Genomic DNA, 24,292 nt, shown 5'->3' on the forward strand with positions numbered 1-24,292 from the left:
TCGATCGGGGAGCCGCCGCGGGCCACGGCTGCGACTGCTCCGGCCAGCGTGTGCTCGTAGGCCTCGACCTCGCGCGGCGTCGCCACCTCGTGCCGCGCCACCGGATCCTCGCCGTCCTCGATCCGGACCAGCTTGGTGTTCGTCCCCCCGATGTCGACGCCGACACAGGACATTCAGATCACCGCCTCCGTCGAACCGGCCGGCCGCTGCCGCAGGGGAAGACCTGCGTCCCACAGCGGCGTGCGGTCCTGCTGCCAGAGATCGTCGACGCCCAGACGATCGAGGGCCTCGGCCACCAGGAAGTGCGAGCCGAGCACGAGGATCGAAGGCGCCGGACCGGCCGGGGACATCGAGCGAGCCCGCCGGCGCGCCTCCTCGAGCGTCGCCCGGACCGTCCCCTCGACCACGATCTCGACCTCGAGCCCGCGCTCGTCGGCCGCACGGCGGATGGCCGTCGCCAACTCGGGGGCCGGGCGGGCCCGGTACCAGTGCGGTGAGGTCACCAGCACGGTCCGCGCGCTGGCGGCCAGGTCACCGAAGACGCCGTCGATCGACTTGCCCTGGCTGGCTCCGAAGACCAGCACTCGGGTGGCCCGCGAACCCTCGTCACGCCACTGGTGCAACGTGGCGCGCAGGGCGGATTCGTTGTGGGCGGTGTCGAGCACCAGCCGCGGATCGCGCCCCCATGCTTCGTAGCGACCGGGCAGGCGCAGCCCGGGGAGCGCACGGTCCAGCGCGGTTTCGGGCCAGCGCATCCGACGGTGAAGATCGCGGTAGACGGCGAGCATCGACCGCACCTGCGACCGCTGCAGGGTCCCGTCGGTGTCGAGGCCACGGAGGTCGCCGTCGTCGGTCATCAGGTCGGCCAGTTCGCCCACCCCGACCCGCTGCGCACCCACTCGATCCAGGACGCGTTCGGCGAGGGCCTGGATCGCAGGATCGTCGAGGTCGTGCAGGTAGAAGGGCACGTCGGCCACGGCCAGACCCAGCTTCTCACGCGCGATGCTCTCGAGCGAACCGCCGAGCAGTTCCTCGTGGTCGCGACCGATGCTGGTGAGGACCACGGCCTCCTTGCGCACCGCGTTCGTCGCGTCGAGGCGCCCACCCAGACCGGCCTCGAGCACGGCCACGTCGACCTGGCAGCGGGCGAAGTGGTCCAGGGCGAGCGCGGTGGTCGACTCGAAGAAGGTGGTCCGCGTGCTCTCGATGCGCGACCGGTGGCGTGAGACCAGACCGAAGAGTTCCTGCGTCGGAATCGGCTCGCCGTCGACCACGATCCGCTCGCGCACGTCGAGCAGATGTGGACTCGTGTAGAGTCCGGTCCGCAGTCCCGCCGCGCGGCAGAAAGCGGCCAGAGCCGTGGCCGCCCCACCCTTGCCGTTGGTTCCGGCGATCACCACGCACGGGAAGGCCCGATCGGGACGCCCCATGGCTTCGAGCAATTCCCGGATGGCGTCGAGACCCGGTCGGATCCCGAGGCGCTGCAGACGGAACAGCCACTCCACCGCCGCGTCCGTCGGTGCGAACGGCGGTCGCAGCGTGTCGATGTCGATGGAGTCAGGCCCGCGGGGGCTCGACCGGTGGTTCTTCATCGGATTCCGCCTGGCCCTTCGCGGGGAGCGCCTCCGTCTCGCCGGACTCGGCCTCGTCGTCGGGGAGGGCCTCCACCGGTTCCGGCACTTCGGCGGGAGCCGGAGCGTCGCGCCAGCAGAAGCGCAAGGTCTCGCCGATCTCCCGACGGAAGTCCTTGCGGTGGACGATCCGGTCGACGAAGCCCTTCTCGAGCAGGAATTCGCTGGTCTGGAAACCCTCGGGCAGGTCCGTGTTGATCGTCTGCTGGATCACGCGCGGCCCGGCGAAGCCGATCAGTGCCTTCGGCTCGGCCAGGATCAGGTCGCCCTGCATGGCGAAGCTCGCCGTGACCCCACCCGTGGTCGGGTGCGTGAGGATCGCCAGGTACGGCAGCCGCGCCTCGGCCAGACGTGCGAGCATGGCGCTGGTCTTGGCCAACTGCATGAGCGACAGGATCGACTCCTGCATGCGAGCGCCCCCGCTGCGGCACACGATGATCAGCGGGATGGCGTTCGTGACCGCGTCCTTCATGCAGCGGGCGATCTTCTCGCCCACCACCGAGCCCATGCTGCCGCCCATGAACTTGAAGTCCATGACGGCCACCGACACCGGCATGTTGTCGATGCGACCCAGTCCGGTGATCACCGCGTCCTCGCGACCGGTCTTGGCTCGCGAGGCCTTCAGGCGGTCCCGGTACTTCTTGCTGTCGCGGAAGTGGAGCGGATCGACGCTCACGAGGCCCTTGTGGGTCTCCTCGAAGGTGCCCGGATCGAGCAGCAGGTCGAAGTAGAGCATGGCGTCGATCGGGTAGTGGTATCCGCACTGGAAGCAGACCCACAGGTTGTTCGCCAGCTCCTTGTGGTAGCAGAGGTCTCCACAGCTGGGGCACTTGTTCCAGAGATTCTCGGGGATCTCGGGACGACGCGCCGCCTGACCGTTCTCGGGCGCCTTCTGGAAGATGTTGATGCCCTTGCGGGCACGAGTCAGCCAGCTCAACAGGAGCTCCTTCCGCCTGCCCCGCCCACCGGGGAGAATGCCGGGGCCGGATCCAAGTGTTCCAATGTAGAGAAGCGCTCCGACGCCGACAATCAGTTTCGCCCCGGGCCCGACCCCCGCCCGCCCGGGTCCGCTCGCCGCTCGCGCAGCGGCTTGAGCATGACCAGGGCGTCCTCGTGGGTGTCGGGGTAGTAACGGGGCCGGAAGGCCACGTCGACGAAGCCGTTGCGGCGGTAGAAGGCGATGGCCTCGTCATTGCCCACCCTCACCTCGAGCGTCATGATCGCCGCCCGGCGGCCCGCCTCGGTGTCGAGCACGGCGTCGAGGAGCTGCTGGGCGATTCCTCGACGGCGGTGGTCGGGAAGAACCGCCAGGTTCACCAGATGCACCTCGTCGGCGATCACCCACACGAGGGCGAACCCCACGACCTTCCCGGCGTGGACCGCCACCATGGGCATCCGGCGCGGATCTCCCTGCAATTCGGCGGCAAGAGCATCGCGGCTCCAGGGCGCCGGGAACGACGCCCGCTCGACCGCCAGGATCGCCTCGAGGTCGCCGCGAGTGGCCGGGCGGGTCTCGACGTCCACGATCAGGTCCAGCCCCGGGGCCGGATCGGACGGGACAACTCCTCCCGCAGATCGACCCCGTGCACGCGCTCGGCCTGGCTCGGGCTCACGTACTCGGGCACGAAGGACACCGGATCCTCGGCGGTGACCACGGGGTGACCGTGCGCGGCGGCGCGCAGCAGGAGCCGGGCGAGGGAATCCGTAGTCTGCACACGGACTTCCTGGGTCGCCGCCATGAGGCCGGCGGTCGCGGAGTCGGCACAGAGCAGGGTCCGGTCTCCGGGATCGAGGTCCTCGACCGCCACCCGCCGGATCGGATCGTCGGGTCGCGCGCGGGCGGCGTCGTCGACGCTCGACACCCAGACGTGTCCCCCGCCGGCCGGCGCCACGGCGAGGGACGGCTCCGAGGCCGCGGTCGCGATCAGACCCAGCGTAGGCGCGGCGCGCAGGGTCCATCCGGTGGCACGGGCCAGGGTCTTCGCAGTCATGACGCCGATCCGAAGGCCGGTGAAGCTGCCGGGCCCGGACACCACGAGGATCTCGTCGACGTCGGAGCGCGCCGCCCCGGCGTCGGCCAGAGCACCGTCGAGCAGGCCGAACAGGTGCTCGGCGTAGCCCTGGGCCTCGTCGTGGACACGCTCGGCGACCACGGTCTCGTCGCGAGCGATGGCCACGGAGCCCCCGCGGCCGGTGGTGTCGATCGCCAGGCGCCGCATCACACGAGCCACCGCCTCCACGCCTCGAGCAGGTTCGCGCGCCGGGGCCAGTCCGAAGGTTCCGGCCGCAGACCGATCCGGCGACCGTCCGGACCCTCGACGGCGAAGCGGAGGTCCAGCCGCGGGGTCAGCCAGTCCCGCACCGCCGCAGGCCACTCGACGGCCACGATCGCGCCTTCGTCGCGCGCCTCGAGCATCGAGGGCAACAGGTCGCGGCGGGCGTCCTCACCGGGGCGGTAGAGGTCGTAGTGGGCCAACCACTGGGGGGCCCCGGCCACACGGGGCGTGAGCACGTGACGATTCTCGAGCGTGAACGTCGGGCTGACCACGGGGTCCTCGGCCCCCAGGTGTTCGGCGAGGGCAGCCACGAAGGTGGTCTTGCCGGCCCCCAGGTCGCCGTCCAGGCACAGCACGTCGCCCGGCCGGAGCAGATCGGCCAACGCACCCGCCATCGCCGCCGTCGCTTCGGTGTCCGGCGCGACCGCCACGATCCGTCCGTCGTCTCGGCTCATCGCCCTCACCGCGTTCGCAGGGTGACCACGGGAACGATCATCTCCTCCAGGGACACCCCACCGTGCTGGAAGCTGTCCGTGTACTGGCGCGCGTACTCGTTCTGGTTGGTGGGGTACACGAAGAAGTTGTAGTCGCGTGCGAGCACGTAGTTCTGGATCGGACTGTCGCGCGGCAGCCCGTAGCTCTCGGGGTCGCGCACGTCGATCGCGTCGTCCCGATGGCCCAGGTTCAGATTGTCGCCGTACTTGTACCGGACGTTCGTCGAGGCATCCCGGTTCGCCTTCACCACGGCGGCCTTGCGCACCTGCACCGCACCGTGATCGGTGGTGATGACGACCACCGTGTCGTCCCACGCCGCGATGTCGCGCAACAGGTCGAGCAACGCCGAGTGCTCGAACCACGACCGCATGACGCTGCGGAAGGCCGCCTGGTCGGGCGCGAGTTCCTGCAACAGGTCGTTGTGGCTGCGGCCGTGCGCGAGAATGTCGAGGAAATTCACCACTGCGGCGATCAGACCGGCGTTCTTCAGCGTGGGAACCTTCTTGCGCAGCTGCTCGGTGTCGGCGATGTCGAAGGTACGGAAGTAGTGCGAGCGGACGTCGCCGAGTCCCCGCCGTTTGAGCTGCTCCTGCAGCAGTTCCTTCTCGAAGGCGTTCTTGCTGCGCTCCTCCTGCGCACTGCCCCGCCACCATTGTGGATGACGCTTCGCGATCTCGCGGGGCAGCAGACCCGAGAAGATCGCGTTGCGGGCGAAGGGCGTCGCAGTGGGCACGATCCCGCAGTAGAGCTCGGGCTGGATCGAGTAGTAGGGATCGAGCACGTGTTCGATGGCTTTCCACTGATCGAGGCGCATGCAGTCGATCACGAACAGGACCACGCGCTTGCCCTGGCGCAGGTGCGGCTCGACGTAGCGTTCGAGGAGCTGGTGGCTCATCGTGGGCGCGTCGTCACCGCCGGCGATCCAATCGGCGTAGTTCCTCTCGACGAATCGACAGAATTCCGCGTTGGCGTCGCGCATCTGGTCGACGTGCATCTGCGCCAGCTCCGGGTCCTTCAGACGATTCAGCTCGAGGTCCCAGTCGACCATGCGGTCGAAGATCCGGGCCCACTCCTCGAAGGTGCGCGCCTCCGTGCGTTCCATCGCGGCACGTCCGAAGGACTGCAGATACTGCTGCGTGACCTGCTCCTCGGTGATCCGTGTCGTGTCCAGTGCCCGTTTCAGGGCCATCAGGATCTGGGTGGGATTGACGGGTTTGACGAGGTAGTCGCTGATCCTCCGACCGAGGGCCCGGTCCATCAGCTGTTCCTCCTCGCTCTTGGTGATCATGATCACCGGCATCGACGCGCCGAGGTCGCGGATCCCCTCGAGCGTCTCGAGGCCTCCGCGCCCGGGCATCATCTCGTCGAGCAGAACGGCGTCGAAGGCCTGGTTCCGCATGAGGTCGAGCGCGTCGTCGCCGTTGCTGGCGCCGACCACCTCGAAGCCCTTGCCCTCGAGGAAGAGGATGTGGCTGCGCAGCTCTTCGATCTGGTCGTCGGCCCACAGGATGCGGCGTCGGCTCATGGAGTCTCCCGGGCGTGGTGGAGGCGAGTCGTCAGGGACGCACCGGGAATATAAGAAAGGCGCGCGGTCCCACACGGGCCGCGCGCCGATCGAATCGGAATCGAAGGAGGATCAGCGGTGATAGGGGTGCAGGGCCCCCATCGGATTGCACGTCACGTCGGCCAGCTCCCCGTGCAGGTAGACCAGCGTGTAGTCGTTCGAGTCGTTGTTCTCGGTGGACGGACAGTTGCACAGGTGCTGCGGGATCATGTTGGCGGTCAGCAGGACCTCGGCGTTGACGTCCTGGTTCGCGATCCCGTTCTCGAACCCGTACAGGAGCCCCGGAGTCACCAGATTGCGCTGCTGCGACACGCAGGACGTGCGCATGGCGTAGGTCCTGAAGTTCGCCATGCCGGCGAAGGCCATGAGCATGAGCAGGCCCATCATCGACATGATCAACATGAGTTCCAGGAGCGTGAAACCGGAGTCATGAGACGGCCCGGTGGACGTCGCGGAGACCCGTGGCGGCGAGCTCATCGATTCCTCCCCCGCTCCGGCGGACGACCGGAACGAACCCGGATCGAGCACGGTCCGTGCCGGGACGACCGGGCTCCGGGTGGCTCCGCGTCGCTCCCGCCCGCTCCCGGTCGCGGCCGCGAGGCACTCGCCATTCGCCGCAACCGGGCCCCGGCACCCTCCGTTCCGCGACGCGGGACGGGGTTCAGTCGAGTGGCAACCAGAGACGGAAGGTACTCCCCTCCCCTTCGACGCTGTGGACGACGTCGATCCGCCCTGCGTGGACCTCCTCGACGATACGGCGCACCAGGGCGAGACCCATGCCCCAGCCCCGCTGCTTCGTGCTGAAGCCGGGGTCGAAGATGCGTTGCTGCACCGAGGACGGCATGCCCCGTCCGTTGTCCGACACGAGGATCTCGATCCGCTCCGCATCGGCGTCGTGACGACACACGAGTTCCAGCCGGCCCTGGTCCTTGTCGATCGCGTCGAGGCCGTTCTTCAGCAGGTTCTCGATCGCCCAGTCGAGGAGGGGTTCACTGACCGGGACCGGTGGCACCGGTTCGATCCGCGTCTCGATCACCACCTGCTTGCCCAGGTGGGGCAGCCGTGCTCGCAGGTACTCGACGGTCTTCTGCAACACCTCGTCGACCTGGCCCGGCTGCAGGCGCGGCCGACTCCCGATCTGACTGAAACGCGACGACACCTTCCCCAGACGGTCCACGTCCTCCTGGATCTCGTGGAGGACCCGGTCCAGCCCGCCCGGTTCGCGCTCGACCGCCGCCGTGCGTGACTCGGGGTCACGCAGGATGGTGAGCCAGCCGTTCAGGCTGGTGAGGGGAGTGCCCATCTGGTGCGCGGTCTCCTTGGCCATCCCGACCCAGATACTGCGCTGCTCGCTGCTCTTCAGATTGCGGAAGGCGATCAGCACCGCGCCCATGAACGACAGGATCAACAGGGCCTCGAGCCAGGGCATCCACACCAGCTGGGTCGTCAGCCGGCTGGGACCGTAGTGCAGGAAACCGACGACGTTCCCACCGCCGGGGCCGTACAGGGGGATGGGCTCGCGGTCGCGATCGAACTCGTCGACCAGTTCGAGCACGCGCCGGAGACCCGGATCCTCGGGGTTCTCGAGATCGGCCTGCCGGATCGCCCCCAGACTCTCGGGAAGAGGAACACCGACCTGTCGCTCGTTCCAGATGTAGGGGCGACCGTCGCGGTCGGTGAAGACGAAGGGGAACGCGACCTCGTCGACGACGTCGCGCAGGCGTTCCATCTCCTCGAGGTCGGGAGTCTCCGAGAAGAGGACCGGACCCGCGATGGTCGCCACCAGGCGTGTGGTCAGTTCGGCCTGCCGCTCGACCTCGCCGGTCACGTAGACCGTGTAGGCTCCGATCGACACGCCGATCACGACCAGACCCAGCAGCAGGATGCCGCGCAGGCGCGTGCGCCGGAACAGCCAGCGGGTGGCAGGCATCGGAACCCCTAGTCGGCCCGACGGCCGCGGATCACGTCGACGCCGGCCATGTAGGGACGCAGGACATCGGGCACGACCACCGTCCCGTCGCTGGTCTGGTAGTTCTCGAGAACGGCGATGATCACCCGCGGCAGGGCCAGTCCGCTGCCGTTGAGTGTGTGTGCGAAACGCGGCTTCGCCTGGCGCTCGGGACGGTAGCGGATTCCGGCCCGGCGCGCCTGGAAGTCGCGGAAGTTGCTGCAGCTGCTCACCTCGAGCCAGGCGTCGACTCCGGGGCTGTACACCTCGAGGTCGTAGCACTTGGCCGCCGCGAAGCTCAGATCGGCGCTCGCGAGCTTCACCACACGGTAGGGTAGGTCCAGGCGTTCGAGCAGCACTGCGGCGTCGCGGACCAGTTCGTCGTGCTCGGTGTCGCTGCGGTCGTCGGTGGTGAAGCGCACCATCTCCACCTTGTGGAACTGGTGCATGCGGAGGATTCCGCGCGTGTCCTTGCCCGCACTGCCCGCCTCGCGGCGGAAGCAGGGGGAGAAACCCACGTAACGCCGCGGCAGCAACCCGGGCTCGAGGATCTGCTCGCGGTGCAGGTTCGTGATCGAGACCTCGGCGGTCGGGATCAACCACAGCCCGTCGACGTCGGTGCGGTACATGTCGTCGGCCAGTTTGGGGAGCTGTCCGGTGCCGGCGACCGCGTGGTCGCGCACCAGATAGGGCGCGTTGATCTCCACGTAGCCCTGCTCGGCCACGTGCACGTCGAGGAACCAATTGATCAGCGCGCGCTCGAGCCGCGCCAGGTCACCGGTGAGAACGCTGAAACCGCTGCCGCTCATGGCCGCGGCCGCGTCGTTGTGCATGAGCCCCATCGCGTTGGCCAGGTCCCAATGCGGCTGCGGCTCGAAGTCGAACTCGCGCGGCTCTCCCCAGGTGGAGACGGTCTCGTTGTCCTCCTCGCCCCCACGGGGAACGTCGTCGTCGGGCAGGTTGGGAAAGCGCTCCTCGAGCGCCGCGAGCTCCTCGTCGATGGCCGTCAGTCGCTGCTCGCCCTCCTTGATCCTTCCTCCGACCTCGCGCATGGCCGCGATCGCCTCGCCGGCGTCCTCGCCGGCCTTCTTCGCCCGGCCGATGGCCTCGCTCGCCTCGTTGCGCTTCGAACGCAGCGACTCGACGTCGACCAGCAGTTGCCTTCGCTCCGCCTCCAGCGCGAGGAAGGCGTCGAGATCGGCCGTCTCGTTCTTGTCGGCGATGGCCTGCCGCACGCGGTCGGAGTGTTCCCGGATGAACTTGCGGTCGAGCATGATGGAGACCGAGGGCTGATGGTATCTTGAGGCCCGATCCGGTTGCCGGGGCCTCGGCCCGCGCCTACCGTCGGAGCCCGGGATCGACACGACGATCCGGCGGGCGCCCAACGGTAGCGACCGCCACGACCGCCGGCAAGCACCGTCCCCGTCCGGAGCGAGATGCGATGACCGCCCTCCATCCCCTGCGCGAGACCGATCCCACCCGGCGGGTGATCCTGGCGCTGGACCTGCCGGACCAGGACCGGGCGCTGCGCCTGGCCGATCAGCTACGCCCCGAGCTCGCGTGGGTCAAGGTCGGCCTGCAGCTCTTCGGCGCCGAGGGGCCGGACCTCGTCCGACGACTGGTGAGCATGGGGCTGCACGTGTTCGTCGACCTGAAGCTGCACGACATCCCCAACACCGTGGGCTCGGCGGTGGAGTCGCTGTCGGCGATCGGCGCCGAGCTGGCGACGGTCCACACGTCGGCCGGAACGGTGGCCCTGCGCGCGGGGGCCGAGGCCGCCCGCCGTAGTGCGACGTCGGGCCCGCGTGGTTCGCGAACGGCGCTGCTGGGCGTGACCGTGTTGACGAGCTTCGACGCGGCGGGACTCGGCGAGGTCCTCGGCCGCGACGCCGACCCCTCGGTCGAAGTGGCGCGTCTGGCCCGGCTCGGGATCGACGCCGGTCTGGACGGACTGGTCGCGAGCCCCCACGAGGTGGCCGCGTTGCGCCGCACCGTGGGACACGAGCCCCTGCTGGTGATCCCCGGCATCCGCCCGGCCGGGGCCGAGAGTCAGGACCAGTCGCGCGTGGCCACCCCCGCGCGCGCGATCGCCGACGGCGCCGACTTCCTCGTGATCGGTCGGCCGATCACCCGCGCCGACGTCCCCCGCGACGCCCTGCGCGCGATTCTGGACGAGGTCGCCGGTGCGCAGTAGGCTGGCGGTTTCCCGGGCGATGGATCCCAGCCCGCGCCGACGGCCGGAGGTCGCAGCATGAAGTCCGAGGACCCTTCCTTCGCGGACCACCTGCAGGTGGAGGACGTCCTGCCCCGCATGCGCGAGGTCGGCGCCCTGTTGGAGGGACACTTCCGCCTGAGCAGCGGACGCCACAGCGACCGCTACTTCCAGTGCGCACGTCTGCTGCAGTACCCCGGACTCGCGCTCGAGGTCGGACGTCTGCTCGCCGAACGCTTCGACGAACTGGAGATCGACGTCGTGGTCTCCCCCGCCGTGGGGGGAGTCGTGCTCGGCCAGGAAGTCGCCCGTGGGCTCGGCCGACGACACGTCTTCGCCGAACGCAAGGACGACGGCTTCTCGGTGCGCCGTGGGTTCGAGATCCTCAAGGGCGAGAACGTCCTGATCGTCGACGACGTCCTCACGCGCGGCACCTCCTTCAGCGAGATCCGTCGGACGGTGGACGACCACGACGCCACCGTGATCGGACTCGGGGTGATCGTCGACCGTCGCGAGGCCGACGTCTCGATCGACGTCCCGGTCCACGCGCTGGTCCAGATGGAGGTCGCGACCTACGATCCCGACGCCTGCCCGTTGTGCGAGGGCGGCGTCGAGCTGGAGTCGCCCGGCAGCCGCCATGCCGTCTGAGGGCAGCGGACTGCGTTCGCTCGTCCTCATCGCCCTCGCGATCGCCGCCACCGCCGCCGCCGTGTCGTGGGCGACCCGCACCCCGGTTCCGGCGAACTCCGATCGCTACGACTACCTGGGGCGCGCCCACCACTTGATCGAGGGCGAGGGGGCACGGCCCCTGGTTTCCTATCCGCTGCGCTTCGCCTTCCAGGGAAGCGAGCGCATCCCGCCCGAGAACGCGACGCGGCCGCCGCTGTGGCCCGCGCTGATCGCCCCCGCCCTGCGGCTGGGGGCCGGTGACGCGGCCGGCGTGTGGGTCGCGGCCCTGGGTCTCCTGACGCTGGTGCCCCTGGTGACCCTGGCCGGGGATCGGAGCCTCGGTCCCGGAGCGGGCGCCTTCGCCGCGCTCGCACTCGTCGCCAGCTTCGCCACCGTCCGCGCTTTGTGGGGCGGCGGACCCGAGATCTGGATCGCCCTGCTCCTGGTCTTCGTGTGGACGTGGAATGCGACCGGGTCCGGTCCCGGGGGTTGGCTGTTGCTCGGACTCGCCCTGGCCCTGATGCCCTGGCTGCACCCGATCGGCTGGCTGTACGCAGGCCTGGCCTGGCTGTCGCGCTGGGGCCGGACCTCGCGGGCGGGCCTGGCCGTCACGGGGGTCCTGGCGGTGACCGGAGGCGTGATCTGGTACCTCGAGGCCGGGCGAACGATCGGCACGCCCCTCCAGCCGCTGCAGAGCCAGGCCGAGCTGGCCAAGTCCCTCTTCGACGCCGGTGGTCTCGGCCCCTACCGAACCCTCGATCCCGTCCCGAACGCGTCGGTGATCACGCAGCACACGGGGGCGTGGCTGTACCACTGGGCCTGGAACCTCAAGGAACAGGCGCTGCACCTGGACGGATGGCTCGCCTGGCCACTCGTCGGACTGGCCCTGCTGGGCGCGAGCCGCGACCCCCGACTCGCCGCCCGCGACGCCGTGCTCGGGCTGGCCGCCTTCGCCGCGGTGAGCACGGTCGCTCACGATCCGAGGCTGCTCGTTCCCGTACTGCCGGTGGCCTGCATCTGGGCGGGCGCGGGTTTCGTCCGTCTCGCCGAGTGGCGGCCTGCGTGGGTCGGGGTCCCCGTCGGTCTGGTCGCGATCCTCCTCCCCTGGATCGTCCCGCTCGGTGCGAGCCCGCGCCCGGGCAGCGAGATCACCGGGGTGACCCCCGCCGCCCTCGACCCGCCGCACGCCGCAGTGGTGGCCATGGCCGGCGCCGGCACCCGCACCGCTCCCGTGTTCACCGATGCCGCGGTCCTGGCGTGGCGGGCCCGCCGCCCGGCGGTCTTCGTTCCCGAGGATCCCACGGTTCTCGCCGCCCTGCGCACGCATCCGGGCCTGCAGGGAACCGACGCCATGGTCCTTCTCCTGGGCACCGACGGCCCCTGGATCGGTCCCGAATGGAGCGAGTGGCTCGGCGAGCACCCCATCGAGACCCACGGACCCGCCCGGGTCGTCGCGCTCGACGGACAGCGCGCCGAACGGGTGCCGGTCGGGGCGGATCCGATCTACGTTCCGGAGCCGCTCGAGCTCGCGGCGACCGACGTTCCCGACTCCCTGGTCGAACTCCCCGTGCCTCCCGCCTCGCGGCCGGGACTCGAGGTCACCCCGGCCACCGGCCGTGCCCTGCAGCGCCTGGTGACCGCCGCGCGCGGAGACGGTGTCGAGCTGCGGGTCATCAGTGCGTACCGTTCCTACGGCCGTCAGCAACGGCTGTACGAGCGAGCGATCGAGCGCCACGGACCCGATCAACGCTGGGTGGCGGAACCCGGAACCAGCGAACACCAGCTCGGAACGACCGTCGACTTCGCGGACGCCGCTCTGGACCACGCGGTCGAACCCTCCTTCGGCGACACGCCCGAGGGCCGTTGGCTGGCCCGTCACGCCGAGGACTTCGGATTCGTCCGCAGCTACACCGAGGCGAACCAGGGCCGCACCGGCTACCGTCCGGAGCCGTGGCACTACCGCTACCGTCCCGACCGAGAACGAGCGAGAGGCGACCGACGATGACCGCCGTCCACCATCTCATGGTTCCCGGCCTGGCCCGCCGACACCTCGACACCGGTTGGCTGCGGGTGACCGTCGACGACCCGCCCGACCGGCGGGCGGAACTGGTGGCGACCTTCCCGTTCTCGATCGCCAGTCTCGAGGCCACGCTGCTCACGGGCCGGACCCCGCGCGAGCACGGCCGATTGCACGTCAGCGACCATTTCGGCGGGGAGCGTGTCGATGCGACGGGCGCCGTGGAACACGAGGTGGACGACGCGATCGCCAGGGCCCTGCTGGTCGACGGGTTCGGCTCGGAAGCCGAACGCAAGGCCTCGGTGCAGGTGAACGCCCACATCGTCCGGCTGCGGTCGTCCGGTGTGCCCGTGGTGATCACCGGCGGGCCCGCCTTCGCCCGGGTGGACCGGATGCCCGCCCTGGAACGGGCCGCGATCTGCAGTGGCGGCGCGATGGCCGCCGTCGACCGCGCTCCGGGTCCCGCCGAGCGCGCCGCCCTGCTGGCGACCCCCGGGGTCGAGCGTCTCCTGGAGGGCGACGGCCTGCGCTCGTGGCACGGGCCGGATCTGCCCGCGGTGCTGGTGGCCGAACCGGGCTGGTCGTTCACCGAGGGGCGCGCCGCGGTCGGTCACCGTGAGATCGACGACGATCGCGACGCTGCCGTGGTTCTCGCCTGGGGGGCCGGCGACGGACCGTGGCCCGCGGCCGTGCACGATCTGCGAGTCGCCCCGACCCTGGCCCGCGTGGCCGGGATCGAGGACTTCGAGGCGACCGACGGTCCTCTTCCGTGGGGGCAGCCGTGAGGGCTCAGAGCGCGCAGGCGCTCATCAGCACGAGCACGGGCAGGGCCAGGATTCCCAGGACGATGGCGACGGGCAGGAAGGCCACCATCGCGGGAACCACCAATGCCATGACCACCACGCCGATCGCCAGCGCGAGAACGGCCTTGAGCAGCCACGCGGCGATCTCGAGGGGCAACAGCAGCAGTCCGAACACCAGGTGGAGGACGGCGCCGATCACGGTGACGACGGTGACCAGGAGTCCGATTCCGATCAGAACGGCCAGGGCATCGATCACGGTGGACCTCCTCGACGGGGGACGCAGGGCTCGGCGACCACGCAGCCGTGTCCGCCACCCGGATATCAGGACGCAGGGGACCACGCGCGGGTTCCAGTCGAGGGGGCACACGTGCCGGAGGTGACGCTGCACCACTCACGCCCGCGCACGCGGCTGGCCCTGCGCCGGGGCCTGGAGACCGCCGGATTCGACGTGCGGGTGATCGCGCAGCCGGCCGAGGCCGCCGGGGAGACGGCGGTCCTGCTGATCGACACCGGCAGCGAGGCCTTCCTCGACGCGCTCCGCACGGGCCGGATCCGTCCCGCCCGGGTGATGGTGCTGGGCGCCCCGACCGACCCGCTGCCCGGGGCGGAGATCCTCCCGGCGGACACCGGACCCGCCGAACTCGTCGAGCACCTGCAGGGTCCTCCAGAATCCTCGGCACCCCCGGCGACGAGCCGGGCGGAACCGGTCCACGCCGGCGGTCTGACCGAGGTGGAGGTGCGGATCGAGCGACTGGCCCCGGTGGACCTCCCCGTTCTCGTCACCGGCGAGAGCGGGACCGGCAAGGAGGTCGTCGCGAGAGCTCTGCACGACCGCGGCCCACGGGCGGACGATGCCTTCGTCGTGATCGACGCCAGCGCGGTCCCGGACGACCTCGTCGAGAGCGAGCTCTTCGGTCATGTCCGGGGGGCCTTCACCGACGCGGTCCGCGACCGGCCGGGCCGGCTGGCCCAGGCGGGCGCGGGGACACTCGTCCTCGACGAAGTGGGAGAGCTGCCCCTGCCGGTCCAGGCCCGCCTCCTGCGCGTGCTGCAGGAGCGCTCGTTCCAGCCGGTCGGCGGCACCGAGCACGTTCCCCTGCGTGCGCGCGTCCTGGCGATCACGCAGCGCGACCTCGGCCACGAGATCACCCACGGCCGTTTCCGCGAGGACCTCTATCACCGTCTGGCCGGGGCCACCATCCGTGTTCCGCCACTCCGCGAGCGTCCGGAGGACCTTCCCGTACTCGCCCGGCAGCTGCTGGCGCGGGCGGGCGAGCCAGTCCCGGCTTTGACCGCTGGGGCCGTCGAAGCGCTGCGGGCCCACGCCTGGCCCGGCAACGTGCGCGAACTCGACCACGTCCTGCAACGCTGCCGGCTGTCGGCCTCGGACACGATCGACGCCGATCTCGTGCGGTCCGCACTGCGCGAGGCGCCGACCCCGTCCTCGGACGACGTCTTCGCGCGGGCCCTGCGCACCTGGATCGGGACGCGCCGTTCGGAGGGCGAGAGTCGGAGCACCTCCGAACGGGCCCTGCACGAGCTCTTCGACCGGATCTGGGACGAGGACAGCGAGTGATCGATCGAGCCGAATGCGCGCGTAAGGGCATGATGAAAAATGCTTTGATGGTCGGGGCCGCTCAGGCCTCCCACTGCAGACGGTGGGCATCTTTCCTACCGTGCCCGAGGTTTTCCCCTTGCACCCCTTGTTCCACCTCTGTTACGGTCTTTTCCAGGCGGGCTGCCTTTTTGGCCACTCGGTTCGGCTAACCACGTTCAAGTAATCCGGGACAGCCTCTACGGCGGCTCGCCTTTGAACTCTCGAAGGGCCTGGGACGGATGTCCCGGGCCCTTCGCCGTATCCAGTGGGCGCGCGGCGGGACGCGGCCGGCACGTCGAAGGCGGAGGTCCGGGACCGGACCTCCGCCGTTTCGTCCCCCGGAGCGGGGGCTCGCTCACGGAAGGTCCGCTCAGGAAGCGGGCTTCTCGAAGACGGACATGTCGATGGTCGGACCGACCTCCATCGACTCGACCGTGAGGTCGTACAGCTTCTCGTCGTCGAAGTAGCCGATCTGCTCGTGCGGAACCATGATCCCGCCGACGGCCTTCGTGCCACTGTAGTCGACGTGTCCGATACCCATGACCTGGGTCATCATGTTGCGCTGCTTGCTCTGCGTGCGCAGGAGCACGTGACTCGACGGATCGAAGTAGAACTTCTTCCACTTGTCCGCGTCTTCGTCGATCCAGACCAGCACGACGTCGGTCGCAGCGCCGTCGATGTCCTCGGGCGGCAGCTGCTGCACCGGGAACTGGTCGAAGTGCCCGAGCACGTACAGGGGATCACCGATGATCTCGCGCTGCTGCGACGCGTAGGTCTCGGAATCCATGTCGACGATGCCCTGCGGGGACTTCGCCCAACCGGCCTCCGGCCCCACGGCCATGGTCTGCCCGCCGAAGGGGGTCTCGATCTCGGTGAGTGCCCGATCCGGGAACACCACCGTCTCGGTGAGCGTGATGTCCAGCGCCATGCCCTGGACCTTCATGTTCATGGCCGACGTGCGCTTCATCGACGTCAGGTCGGTCAGGGCCGGCCCGCCGTGGGCCTCCTGGGCCGCGGCCAGGATCGCGCGGCCCTTCTCGACCGTCTCGTCGGTGGGCTCGGGGAACTCAGGACCCTCGGGCTCGGGGATCGAGATGTCCAGCTCCTCGACCGGACCGAAGCTGCTCAGGTCACCATCCCAGTCCTCGGTCTTGCCGACGGCCACGATCGCGAACTCGTCGGGATGCACGCGTCGCTTCATGACCGACAGGACGTCATCGGTGCCGATCGCACGGACCTCGTCGTTGAAGGTCTCGAGGAAGTCGTCCGGATAGCCCAGATACTCCAGGCGCATCTTCCGCTGCAGGACCTGCTCGGGGTTGACGTAGTTGAAGACGTCGGCTTCGAGCAGTCCGTTCTTGGCGTCCCGGAGTTCCTGATCGCCGACGGGTTCCTCACGCATGGTCTGCACCGTCTCGAGGACCACCCCCACCGCTTCCTCGGTGGACGAGCTCTTGGTCCCGCAGTAGGCCTGGAACATGCCCGGCGTCGAGAAGCCCACGCCGGCACTGCTGCCCACGTTGTAGGCGAGACCACGCTTGGTCCGGACCTCGTTGAACAGACGATCGCCGAAGCTGCCACCGAGGATCCGGTTCGCCACACTCATGGCGTAGTAGTCCGGATCGTCGGCCCGCATTCCGATGTGGCCCATCGAGAAGCGTGTCTGGTTCACGTCCTCCTTGTTGGCCACGAGAACGCGCTTGCGTTGTTCTTCGTTCGGTTCGTTGGGGAACGGCGGAACCATCGGCTGACCGGCCGGCCAGTCGCCGAAGCGCTCCTCGATCCGGGCCAGCATGGCGTCGGAATCGATGTCACCCCACACCGCGATCATCATGTTGTCGGGATGGTAGAAGTACTCGTAGAACTCCACGACGTCGTCGCGGGTGATCGCCTCGAGCGTGGCGTACTCGGTGTCCCGGGCGTAGGGATGAGCGTCGCCCCACACGGCCTGCCGCAGCTCACGAGCCACGATGCCGTTCAGATCGTCGTTGCGCCGGGCCACGCTCGCCCGCTCGCCCTCGATCGCCACGTCGATCTTGTCCTGCGCGAAGGCGGGACGACGCACGACGTCGGCCACCAGCTCCAGTCCCCGATCCGCGGTACGGGTGAGGAAGCTGAAGCTGATCGATGCCGAGGTGTTGCCGATGCTGCTCTCGATGTAGGCGCCCATGCGCTCGAGCGTCATGTCGAGCTCGTCGGCGGGAATGGTCTCGGTGCCACCGGTTCTCAGCACGTTTCCGGTGACCGACGCCAGACCGACCTTCTCGGCGGGTTCGAAGGCGCTGCCGGTGCGGACCATGATCCGGCCCTCCACCAGCGGCCACTTCCGATCCTCGAGCAGGAACACGGTGAGCCCGTTCTCGAGCACGTGGCGTTCGTAGTCGGGGATCTCGACCTCGCCCAGCTCGGGAAAGTCGAAGCGCTCCCAGGGTTCCTTCGCCGTCGCGTCGGACGGAACGATCGACAGGGCCACCAACAGCATCAGGACTCCCGCGAGGGAGCCTCGGGACAGGTCACCGCGCATCGGTGGCTCCTTCCTGCTCGGCGTCCTCGGTGAGGATGTACGCCACGTTACGGTTCTTCTCGACGAAGGTCTCGCGCGCCACCCGCTGGATGTCGGCCGCGGTCACCGCGTCGATCTCCGTGGGGTAGACGAGCCCCTGACGCCAGTCGTCCTCGAAGAGCTCGGCCTGGACCACCGTGCTGATGGTGCCGAAGTTGCTGCGCACCTGCCGCACGAAGTTGGCCTTCATGCGGGTCTTCACGCCCTCCAGCTCCTCGGCGCTCACGGGTTCGTCCTTCAGCCGGTCGAGTTCCTCGAGCACCGCCTGCTCGCACTCGAGGGCGGTCACGCCCTGGGCCGGCACGACGAAGTTGATGAACAGACCCGGGTAGAGTTCGCCCGGGAGCTGGGTGACGGCACCCACCGCCACTGCCTTCTTCTCGTCCTTCACCAGGCGCTGGTGCAGACGGCTGCTCCGCCCGTTCGCGATCATCTCGGTGATCACGTCGAACACGGGAGCATCGGGATGGAACATGTCGGGCTTGTGGTAACCCACGATCAGGAAGGGCTGACCGGGGTCACGCAGGGCCACACGACGCTCGCCGCGCTGCGGCGGCTCTTCGGTGATCACGCGCGGAGGCTCCGGGCCCTCCTCCCAGTCGTCGAAGTACTCCTCGGCGAGGTCCTTCACGTCGTCGACCTTCAGGTCGCCGACCAGGCCGATCACCACGTTGCTCGGCACGTAGTAGCGATCGTACAGCTCCAGGCACTGCTGGCGGGTGAAGTTGTCGAGGTCGCTCTGGTAGCCGACGAGCGGACGGCCGTAGGGATGCGCGAGGTAGCTCATGGCCAGGAACTCCTCGAGCAGACGTCCCACCGGCGAGCTGTCGGTGCGCATGCGGCGCTCCTCGATCACCACGTCGCGCTCGGTGTAGAACTCGCGCATGACGGGGTTGATGAAACGCTCGCTCTCGAGGTAGGCCCACAGCTCGAGCTTGTTGCTGGGCAGCTGGTAGAAGTAGGTGGTCACGTCGTAGCCGGTCGAGGCGTTCAGCCCGGTGCCACCGTTCTTCTGGATGATGTTGCCGAACTGGTTGGCCACGACGTACTCGCGGGCCTCGTCCTGGGCGTCCTCGAAGGCCTCCTCGAGTTCGGCGATCTCGGACTGGGTCGCGTCACGGTCGCGGCGGGCCTCCATCAGGGCGGCGTAGGCCTCGTCGACCTTCCGCATGGCCTTCTTCTCGCGACGGTGGTCTTCGGTCCCGATCTCGTCGGTTCCCTTGAAGGCCATGTGTTCGAACATGTGGGCCAGACCGGTCCGGCCCTGTTCCTCGTTCACACCCCCGACGCCCACCTGGGCGAAGTAGGTGAAGACGGGAGCTCCGGGTCGCTCGACGACGACGAACCGGAGTCCGTTGTCGAGCGTGAAGGTTTCGACTTCGCTCTCGAGTTGCTCCAGGTCCTGCGCCTGGGCCGCGGGGACCACGAGCAGACACAGCAGGAGCAGGGAGAGCGTGGCCAGCACGTTGCGGTGCACGGCCCCTCCTTTGCGGGTTGCGGGTTGGACGGGGGGCGGAGAAGTGCGCGAGATTTCGGAGTCGGTCATTGTCCAGGGTTCATTCGGTGCGAGGTCCGGTGACGCGATTTCGACGGATCCCGTCGGACGGACGCGCACGGGACACCCACCGGCTTTCCGGATCGAAGAACCGCAGCGGCCGCTCGGCCGCGTGCCGGATCCCGATCCGACCACTCTCCGCGATCTCCGCGGGCGCGGATCCTGGCCACAGTCCCAGCCGAGGATCACGAACGAGATCGAGACCGTCCCACGAGAGGTCGGCCCCGAGAGCCTGCCCCAGCTTACCCGGTCCGTTGGTCAGTTCGTAGCCCGAACGTCCTCGACGCCACAGGAGGACGTCGATTCCCTCGATCGGCTCCGCCGCGCGCAGCAGGACCGCGCCGGCCGTGCCGCGGGCTTCGCAGACCACGTTCAGGCAGTGGTGCAGACCATACGACACATACACGTACAAGTGTCCGGGTGTTGCGAACATGTTCCGATTGCGGGGCGTGGGACCGCGGTGGGCGTGACTGGCGGGGTCCTCGCCCTGCCCCAGGTAGGCCTCGACCTCGACGGTCCGCAGCCGGACCCGGCGTCCGTCGACGCGTGAGCGCAGCTCCACGCCGACGAGATCGCGCGCCACGTCCGTCACCGGTCGCGCGAAGAAGGCGCGCCCCAGCCTTCTCGTTCCAGACATCAACAACAATCCGTCAGTTGACCACGTATTCGCGGCGGCCGAAGACGAGCCCGCCGATGATCGAGAAGGCCACCAGCGCGACCAGGAGGAGCCCGGTCGACACCCACGGCGAGACGTCGGGATTCTCGACCATCATCTGCCGGAGGAACTCGATCATCGAGCCCTGCACGTCCTCGTCGCGCATCATCACGTTGCGGACGTGGAACTCCAGGGTCCAGGTCTGCATCTGGCCGGGGATCTTCGAGACCACGCCCTCCCAGGCGAAGGCGTACGCCACCCCCCACACGAGTGGTCGCTTGAAGACGACCCCGAAGATCGCGAACAGGCCCGTGAAGACCATGGTGGCCAGCAGCACGATCCACACGTGGTTGACGTACTGCTTCACGAAGTGGACGTCGACCACACCGAAATCGCCCACGACCATGAAGGCGAAGCACAGGACCAGCGACAACGCCAGCAAGACCGCCGCGAGCACCTGCACCGCCGCCAGGCGGCCGGCGTACACCGCCACCCGGCTGATCGGCCGGGTCAGCAGATAGGTGATCGTGCGCCCCTCGACCTCGTCGTGGATGGTCGGGACCCCGAAGGCCAGACCCACCAGGTACACGAGGATGCTGAGGTACAGGGTGCCCACGAGGTTCGAGAAGAAGGCCGAGGCGTCGAGGACCTCGGTGGCTCCGTTGCGCCAGAGCAACGTGAGCAGCAACGGGGCCAGACCGGCGAAGGCGATGAACAGCAGTCGACGCCGCCGCACGAGGTCCCGCACGGCCTGCGCGAAGACCAGCTGGAAGACGGTCCCGAAGGGAACCGGAGCCGGGATCGGACGATCCGCGTTCAGCGGGGGTGCACTCATGAGCCGTCCTCCACGAGGTACTCGAACAGGCTCTTCAGGTCGTCGTCCTCGGTCACGTAGCCGCGGATGGGCACACCGCCGTCGAGAGCGACCTCGGGGAGTCGGCCGAAGAACAGGCGCGGGTGGTTCGATTCGACGATCAGCCGCGTCGGCGCCTCCACCCGGACCCCGAGGACGTCCTCGGCCCCGATCAGGATCGCCGCCAGTGCCCGGGCGTCGTCGGTCTCGATCGCGATCCGGTGCGGGTGGCGCTCGACCAGGTCCCGGATGTCACTGACGTTTCCCTCGGCGAGGATCCTGCCGTTCTGGATCAACAGGATGGTCGAGGTCATCTGCTCGACCTCGTGCAGGATGTGACTGCTCACCAGCACGCACTTGCCCTCGGCGCCCAGCTCGCGGATCAGCGCCATGGACTCGTGCCGGCTCACGGGATCCATGCCGTTGAAGGGCTCGTCGAGGAAGATCACCGCGGGATCGTGGGCCATCGCCTGGGCGAGCTTGATCTTCTGCCGCATGCCCTTGGAGTAGCCTCCGACCGGGCGATCCGCGTCGTCGATCAGGTGGGTCCGGACGAGCGCTCCCTCTGCCCGAGCGCCGGCCTCGCGCGGCGACAGCCCGTGCAGACGCAGCAGGTAGACCAGCATCTCGCGGCCGGTCATCGACTCGTAGAGGGCGTCCTGCTCCGGGCAGAATCCGATCCATCGGTACAGACCGATGTCGTGGGCGAGGTCGTGGCCGAGCAGCAGGACACGCCCCTTGCTCGGCTTCAGCTGTCCGGCCATCAGCTTGAACAGGGTGCTCTTGCCCGCCCCGTTCAGACCCAGCAGCCCCGTGACCCCCGGATGCACCGTGCAGCTCACGGAGTTCACGCCGATCACCTGTCCGTACCAGCGGGTCAGGGCGTCGCATTCGAGCACGGCCGTTCCGGGTCGCATCACCGGCGTTTCGGGCCCCATCGTCGTCGGCACGCTCACAGGACCACCTCGACCGGCTCGATCTTCCGGCGGAGCCACCAGTAGGCGGCCACGATCCCCACCAGCACGGCCCCCAGGGCCAGGACCGGCGGGACGTCGAAACCGGTCTCGGCCCCGAACCACCAGGCCCCGATCTGACCCAGATTGCCGGCCATGTTGATCAGGCTCCACGCCTCGAAGCCCGTGATCGCCTGCACCAGTTCGATCACCGGAACGAAGCCGTACCCGAACAGGACGATCCACGTGACCGAGATGAAGACCGAGCGCTGGGCGGTGGCGCTGACGGCCAGCATGATCATGCCCGCGGTCGCCACCAGGAGCACGCTGTAGACCGTCATCAAGAGGGGGACCGACCACACCCGTGCGAAGTACGCCGTCGTGGGCTCGATCATGACCGCGAAGAGCCACAGCAGCAGGATCGGCAACCAGGTGGTCAGCAGCAGGAAGGTCGCGATGACCCCGATCTTGCCCACGATGTAGTCGTTACGGGTGATCGGCTTCGAGAAGTACAGCTGCAGGGCCTTGCCGCGACGATCGGCGGCGATCAGATCGCTGCCCACCATGATGGTGAAGATCACCACCCAGATCATCGAGTTGTCCATGGACGCCCAGAAGAAGGGCATGCCGGCGTCGACACGCGCGCCGAGCAGGCCCTCGAGGACCTCACCGCCCTTCAGGCGCCCGTAGACCTGCACGCCGTCGAAGATCTTCTGGATCCAGGCCAGACCCAGCAGCAGCAGGTACTTGCGCTGGGGCAGGTAGGCCATGACGCCCTGACGGACGATCGGCCACCAGCGCAGCGGGCGCTCCTGCAACTCTCCGTTCCAACGCTGGTATCCCTGTTCGTAGATCGGCATCAGGACACCGCCTCGACGAAGGAGTCCTGCAGCGAGCGCCCCGCCTCGAGGAAGTGCCGCACCTGCACGCTCTCCCCCAGTTCCCGCAGGACGGCGAAGATCGCGTCGGAGCGATGCCCCTCGGCGAGCCGGACGCGCAGCCCGTCCTGGATCGCCTCGACCTCGTGGCCGCGGTCGCGGAGCATCGACGCCAGGGCATCCAGATCGCCGCGCCCGCGCAGGTCGTAGACACGACCGGCGTCGATGAGTTGCCGCTCCACCGGCCTCTCCTCGGCAACCCGCCCGTCCTTGAGTACGATGACGTGGTCGCAGGTCTGCTCGACGTCGGGCAACAAATGGGTGCTCAGGACGACGTTCATGCCCTGCCCGTGGCTCACGTCCCGAATGAGTTGGAGCATGGACTCGCGCCCGGGAGGATCCATGCCGTTCGTCGGCTCGTCGAGCAGGAGCAGGTCGGGATCGTGCACGAGGGCCTGCGCCAGTTTCAGGCGCTGCTTCATGCCCTGCGAGTAGCTCTCGAGCTCGCGGTAGCGGGCCTCGCCCAGCCCGACGTAGTAGAGGACCTGGTGGGCGCGCTCCTTGGCGTCGGTGTGGCTCATGCCGACGAGTTCACCCGCGTAGGTGGTCATCTCCACCGCATTCATGCCGGGAATCAGACAATCGCTCTCGGGCACCAGGCCGACCCGGCGACGGATCGCCAGGGCCTCGTCGCGGGCGTCGTGTCCGAGCACCCGGACCGCACCGGGCTCCACGTGCAACAGACCCAGGATGCTCCGCAGGAACGTGCTCTTCCCGGCCCCGTTCGGACCCAGCAGGCCCACCGCACCGGGAGGAACGCTCAGGTCGATCCCGTGGAGGACCACCTTGGGACCGTAGCTCTGGACCAGACCGTGGGTCTCGATGATCGGTTTCATCGTCGCGGGTCCCGGGGACGGGGAACACGGCGGCGGCGCGCCGGGTCGCTGCCAGGCAGGACGCAGGAACCCGGCTTCGCGTTGCAACGAAATCGCAGCCTAGCACACGCTCCGCGGGGACGCATGGCCCGGAAACGGTCGAGCCCCCGCCGTGTCCGGCAGGGGCTCGCGGATCCGGGGCGGGCCTCGGATCAGTTCACCGAAGCCTCTTCCCCCTGCTCCTCGACCGCTTCCCGCGCGGCGGCCGCGATCTGCTCCTTCTGCATCTCCTCGGCGGCGCGGAACAGCTCTTCGTGGCTGGGGTTGTCGCGCAGCAGGTCGACGACCTTCCAGACCTGCTCGTCGCGCTCGATGTTCACGCGGTAGGCCGCCGCGTTGCCCTTCTCGCGGCGCTCCAGTTCGCGCAGTACGCCCACGGCGATCTCGTCGCGGTGCTCCTCGAAGAGTTCGCGGCCCATCTCGAGTTCCATGTCCTCGAAGTAGCCCGGCAGGTCCTCGCGCTCCTGGGCCAGGGTCCAGAACCGTTCGAACATGGAGTCCGTGAACTCGAAGGCCTCGCGACCCGGGTGATCGTGGTCGACCAGCCAGTCGTTGGTGAAGTGGAAGTAGGTGGCGTCACGCTCTAGAGCGACCTCGAAATCGCTGAGCAACGAGGGCTCGATCTCGATGTCGGGCATGATCCCGCCGCCCCCGTAGACCTCGCGGCCCATGTCGGTGTAGAAGACCT

General features: G+C 68.9%; 22 protein-coding genes and 1 pseudogene. 5 read left to right on the forward strand and 18 right to left on the reverse strand.

Annotated features, from left to right (window positions below):
• Nucleotides 1–173: 173 nt before the first annotated feature.
• The 9 genes and pseudogenes from VKA86_10960 to serS all read right to left on the reverse strand — a co-directional run bounded on the left by VKA86_10960 (nucleotide 174) and on the right by serS (nucleotide 9,188).
• Complete coding sequence (locus VKA86_10960; GenBank protein ID HKK71728.1) at nucleotides 174–1,505, reverse strand: Mur ligase family protein; 1,332 nt, start codon at nucleotides 1,503–1,505, stop codon at nucleotides 174–176.
• A gap of 223 nt (nucleotides 1,506–1,728) precedes the next feature.
• A pseudogene (accD, locus tag VKA86_10965) lies at nucleotides 1,729–2,538 on the reverse strand (acetyl-CoA carboxylase, carboxyltransferase subunit beta).
• A gap of 122 nt (nucleotides 2,539–2,660) precedes the next feature.
• Entirely contained in the window at nucleotides 2,661–3,155 is a 495-nt protein-coding gene (gene rimI, locus VKA86_10970; GenBank protein HKK71729.1) for a ribosomal protein S18-alanine N-acetyltransferase, read from the reverse strand.
• Between the two features lie 2 nt (nucleotides 3,156–3,157).
• Entirely contained in the window at nucleotides 3,158–3,862 is a 705-nt protein-coding gene (tsaB, locus tag VKA86_10975; protein HKK71730.1) for a tRNA (adenosine(37)-N6)-threonylcarbamoyltransferase complex dimerization subunit type 1 TsaB, read from the reverse strand.
• Entirely contained in the window at nucleotides 3,850–4,362 is a 513-nt protein-coding gene (tsaE, locus tag VKA86_10980; protein ID HKK71731.1) for a tRNA (adenosine(37)-N6)-threonylcarbamoyltransferase complex ATPase subunit type 1 TsaE, read from the reverse strand. The genes tsaB and tsaE overlap by 13 nt, the downstream gene beginning before the upstream one ends.
• Nucleotides 4,363–4,367: 5 nt before the next feature.
• Nucleotides 4,368–5,927, reverse strand: coding sequence for a response regulator (locus tag VKA86_10985; protein ID HKK71732.1), 1,560 nt, complete (start codon nucleotides 5,925–5,927; stop codon nucleotides 4,368–4,370).
• 111 nt (nucleotides 5,928–6,038) lie between these two features.
• Entirely contained in the window at nucleotides 6,039–6,443 is a 405-nt protein-coding gene (locus tag VKA86_10990) for a prepilin-type N-terminal cleavage/methylation domain-containing protein (protein ID HKK71733.1), read from the reverse strand.
• A 184-nt stretch (nucleotides 6,444–6,627) separates the two neighbouring features.
• A complete protein-coding gene (locus tag VKA86_10995; GenBank protein HKK71734.1) occupies nucleotides 6,628–7,896 on the reverse strand; it encodes a HAMP domain-containing sensor histidine kinase in 1,269 nt (422 codons plus the stop codon).
• A gap of 8 nt (nucleotides 7,897–7,904) precedes the next feature.
• On the reverse strand, nucleotides 7,905–9,188 hold the full coding sequence (gene serS / locus VKA86_11000; protein ID HKK71735.1) for a serine--tRNA ligase: 1,284 nt from the start codon (nucleotides 9,186–9,188) through the stop codon (nucleotides 7,905–7,907).
• A 167-nt stretch (nucleotides 9,189–9,355) separates the two neighbouring features.
• On the opposite strand from serS, the gene pyrF reads away from it, so the two are divergent.
• Genes pyrF through VKA86_11020 form a run of 4 tightly spaced genes read left to right on the forward strand, consistent with a single transcriptional unit; the run spans nucleotide 9,356 to nucleotide 13,597 of the window.
• Nucleotides 9,356–10,108 (forward strand): orotidine-5'-phosphate decarboxylase, encoded by a 753-nt coding sequence (pyrF, locus tag VKA86_11005; protein HKK71736.1) that lies wholly within the window; start codon nucleotides 9,356–9,358, stop codon nucleotides 10,106–10,108.
• 57 nt (nucleotides 10,109–10,165) lie between these two features.
• The gene (gene pyrE, locus VKA86_11010) at nucleotides 10,166–10,774 is read left to right on the forward strand and encodes an orotate phosphoribosyltransferase (GenBank protein ID HKK71737.1); all 609 of its coding nucleotides are present in this window, start codon (nucleotides 10,166–10,168) and stop codon (nucleotides 10,772–10,774) included.
• Nucleotides 10,764–12,800, forward strand: coding sequence for a M15 family metallopeptidase (locus VKA86_11015; protein HKK71738.1), 2,037 nt, complete (start codon nucleotides 10,764–10,766; stop codon nucleotides 12,798–12,800). The genes pyrE and VKA86_11015 overlap by 11 nt, the downstream gene beginning before the upstream one ends.
• Entirely contained in the window at nucleotides 12,797–13,597 is an 801-nt protein-coding gene (locus VKA86_11020) for a hypothetical protein (protein HKK71739.1), read from the forward strand. The genes VKA86_11015 and VKA86_11020 overlap by 4 nt, the downstream gene beginning before the upstream one ends.
• A gap of 4 nt (nucleotides 13,598–13,601) precedes the next feature.
• Here VKA86_11020 and VKA86_11025 read toward each other — a convergent pair whose 3' ends face one another.
• The gene (locus VKA86_11025; protein HKK71740.1) at nucleotides 13,602–13,871 is read right to left on the reverse strand and encodes a hypothetical protein; all 270 of its coding nucleotides are present in this window, start codon (nucleotides 13,869–13,871) and stop codon (nucleotides 13,602–13,604) included.
• 111 nt (nucleotides 13,872–13,982) lie between these two features.
• Between VKA86_11025 and VKA86_11030 the strand changes: the two genes are divergently transcribed.
• The gene (locus VKA86_11030) at nucleotides 13,983–15,191 is read left to right on the forward strand and encodes a sigma 54-interacting transcriptional regulator (protein ID HKK71741.1); all 1,209 of its coding nucleotides are present in this window, start codon (nucleotides 13,983–13,985) and stop codon (nucleotides 15,189–15,191) included.
• Nucleotides 15,192–15,582: 391 nt separating this feature from the next.
• On the opposite strand, the gene VKA86_11035 is transcribed toward VKA86_11030, so the two are convergent.
• The 8 genes from VKA86_11035 to VKA86_11070 all read right to left on the reverse strand — a co-directional run.
• A complete protein-coding gene (locus VKA86_11035; protein HKK71742.1) occupies nucleotides 15,583–17,736 on the reverse strand; it encodes a pitrilysin family protein in 2,154 nt (717 codons plus the stop codon).
• The gene (locus VKA86_11040; GenBank protein ID HKK71743.1) at nucleotides 17,726–19,252 is read right to left on the reverse strand and encodes a pitrilysin family protein; all 1,527 of its coding nucleotides are present in this window, start codon (nucleotides 19,250–19,252) and stop codon (nucleotides 17,726–17,728) included. The genes VKA86_11035 and VKA86_11040 overlap by 11 nt, the downstream gene beginning before the upstream one ends.
• Before the next feature lie 79 nt (nucleotides 19,253–19,331).
• The gene (locus VKA86_11045) at nucleotides 19,332–19,967 is read right to left on the reverse strand and encodes a DNA-3-methyladenine glycosylase (GenBank protein ID HKK71744.1); all 636 of its coding nucleotides are present in this window, start codon (nucleotides 19,965–19,967) and stop codon (nucleotides 19,332–19,334) included.
• 13 nt (nucleotides 19,968–19,980) lie between these two features.
• Complete coding sequence (locus tag VKA86_11050; protein ID HKK71745.1) at nucleotides 19,981–20,820, reverse strand: ABC transporter permease; 840 nt, start codon at nucleotides 20,818–20,820, stop codon at nucleotides 19,981–19,983.
• Nucleotides 20,817–21,755, reverse strand: a complete 939-nt coding sequence (locus VKA86_11055; GenBank protein HKK71746.1) for an ABC transporter ATP-binding protein — start codon at nucleotides 21,753–21,755, stop codon at nucleotides 20,817–20,819. Before VKA86_11055 ends, VKA86_11050 begins: the two co-directional genes overlap by 4 nt.
• Before the next feature lie 35 nt (nucleotides 21,756–21,790).
• Nucleotides 21,791–22,651 (reverse strand): ABC transporter permease subunit, encoded by an 861-nt coding sequence (locus VKA86_11060; protein HKK71747.1) that lies wholly within the window; start codon nucleotides 22,649–22,651, stop codon nucleotides 21,791–21,793.
• On the reverse strand, nucleotides 22,651–23,565 hold the full coding sequence (locus VKA86_11065) for an ABC transporter ATP-binding protein (GenBank protein HKK71748.1): 915 nt from the start codon (nucleotides 23,563–23,565) through the stop codon (nucleotides 22,651–22,653). The genes VKA86_11060 and VKA86_11065 overlap by 1 nt, the downstream gene beginning before the upstream one ends.
• A 191-nt stretch (nucleotides 23,566–23,756) precedes the next feature.
• Nucleotides 23,757–24,292: hypothetical protein (locus VKA86_11070; GenBank protein HKK71749.1), on the reverse strand; the 536-nt coding region annotated here is incomplete at its 5' end.

The sequence above is a fragment of the Candidatus Krumholzibacteriia bacterium genome, from assembly GCA_035268685.1.
Lineage (GTDB): Bacteria > Krumholzibacteriota > Krumholzibacteriia > JAJRXK01 > JAJRXK01 > JAJRXK01.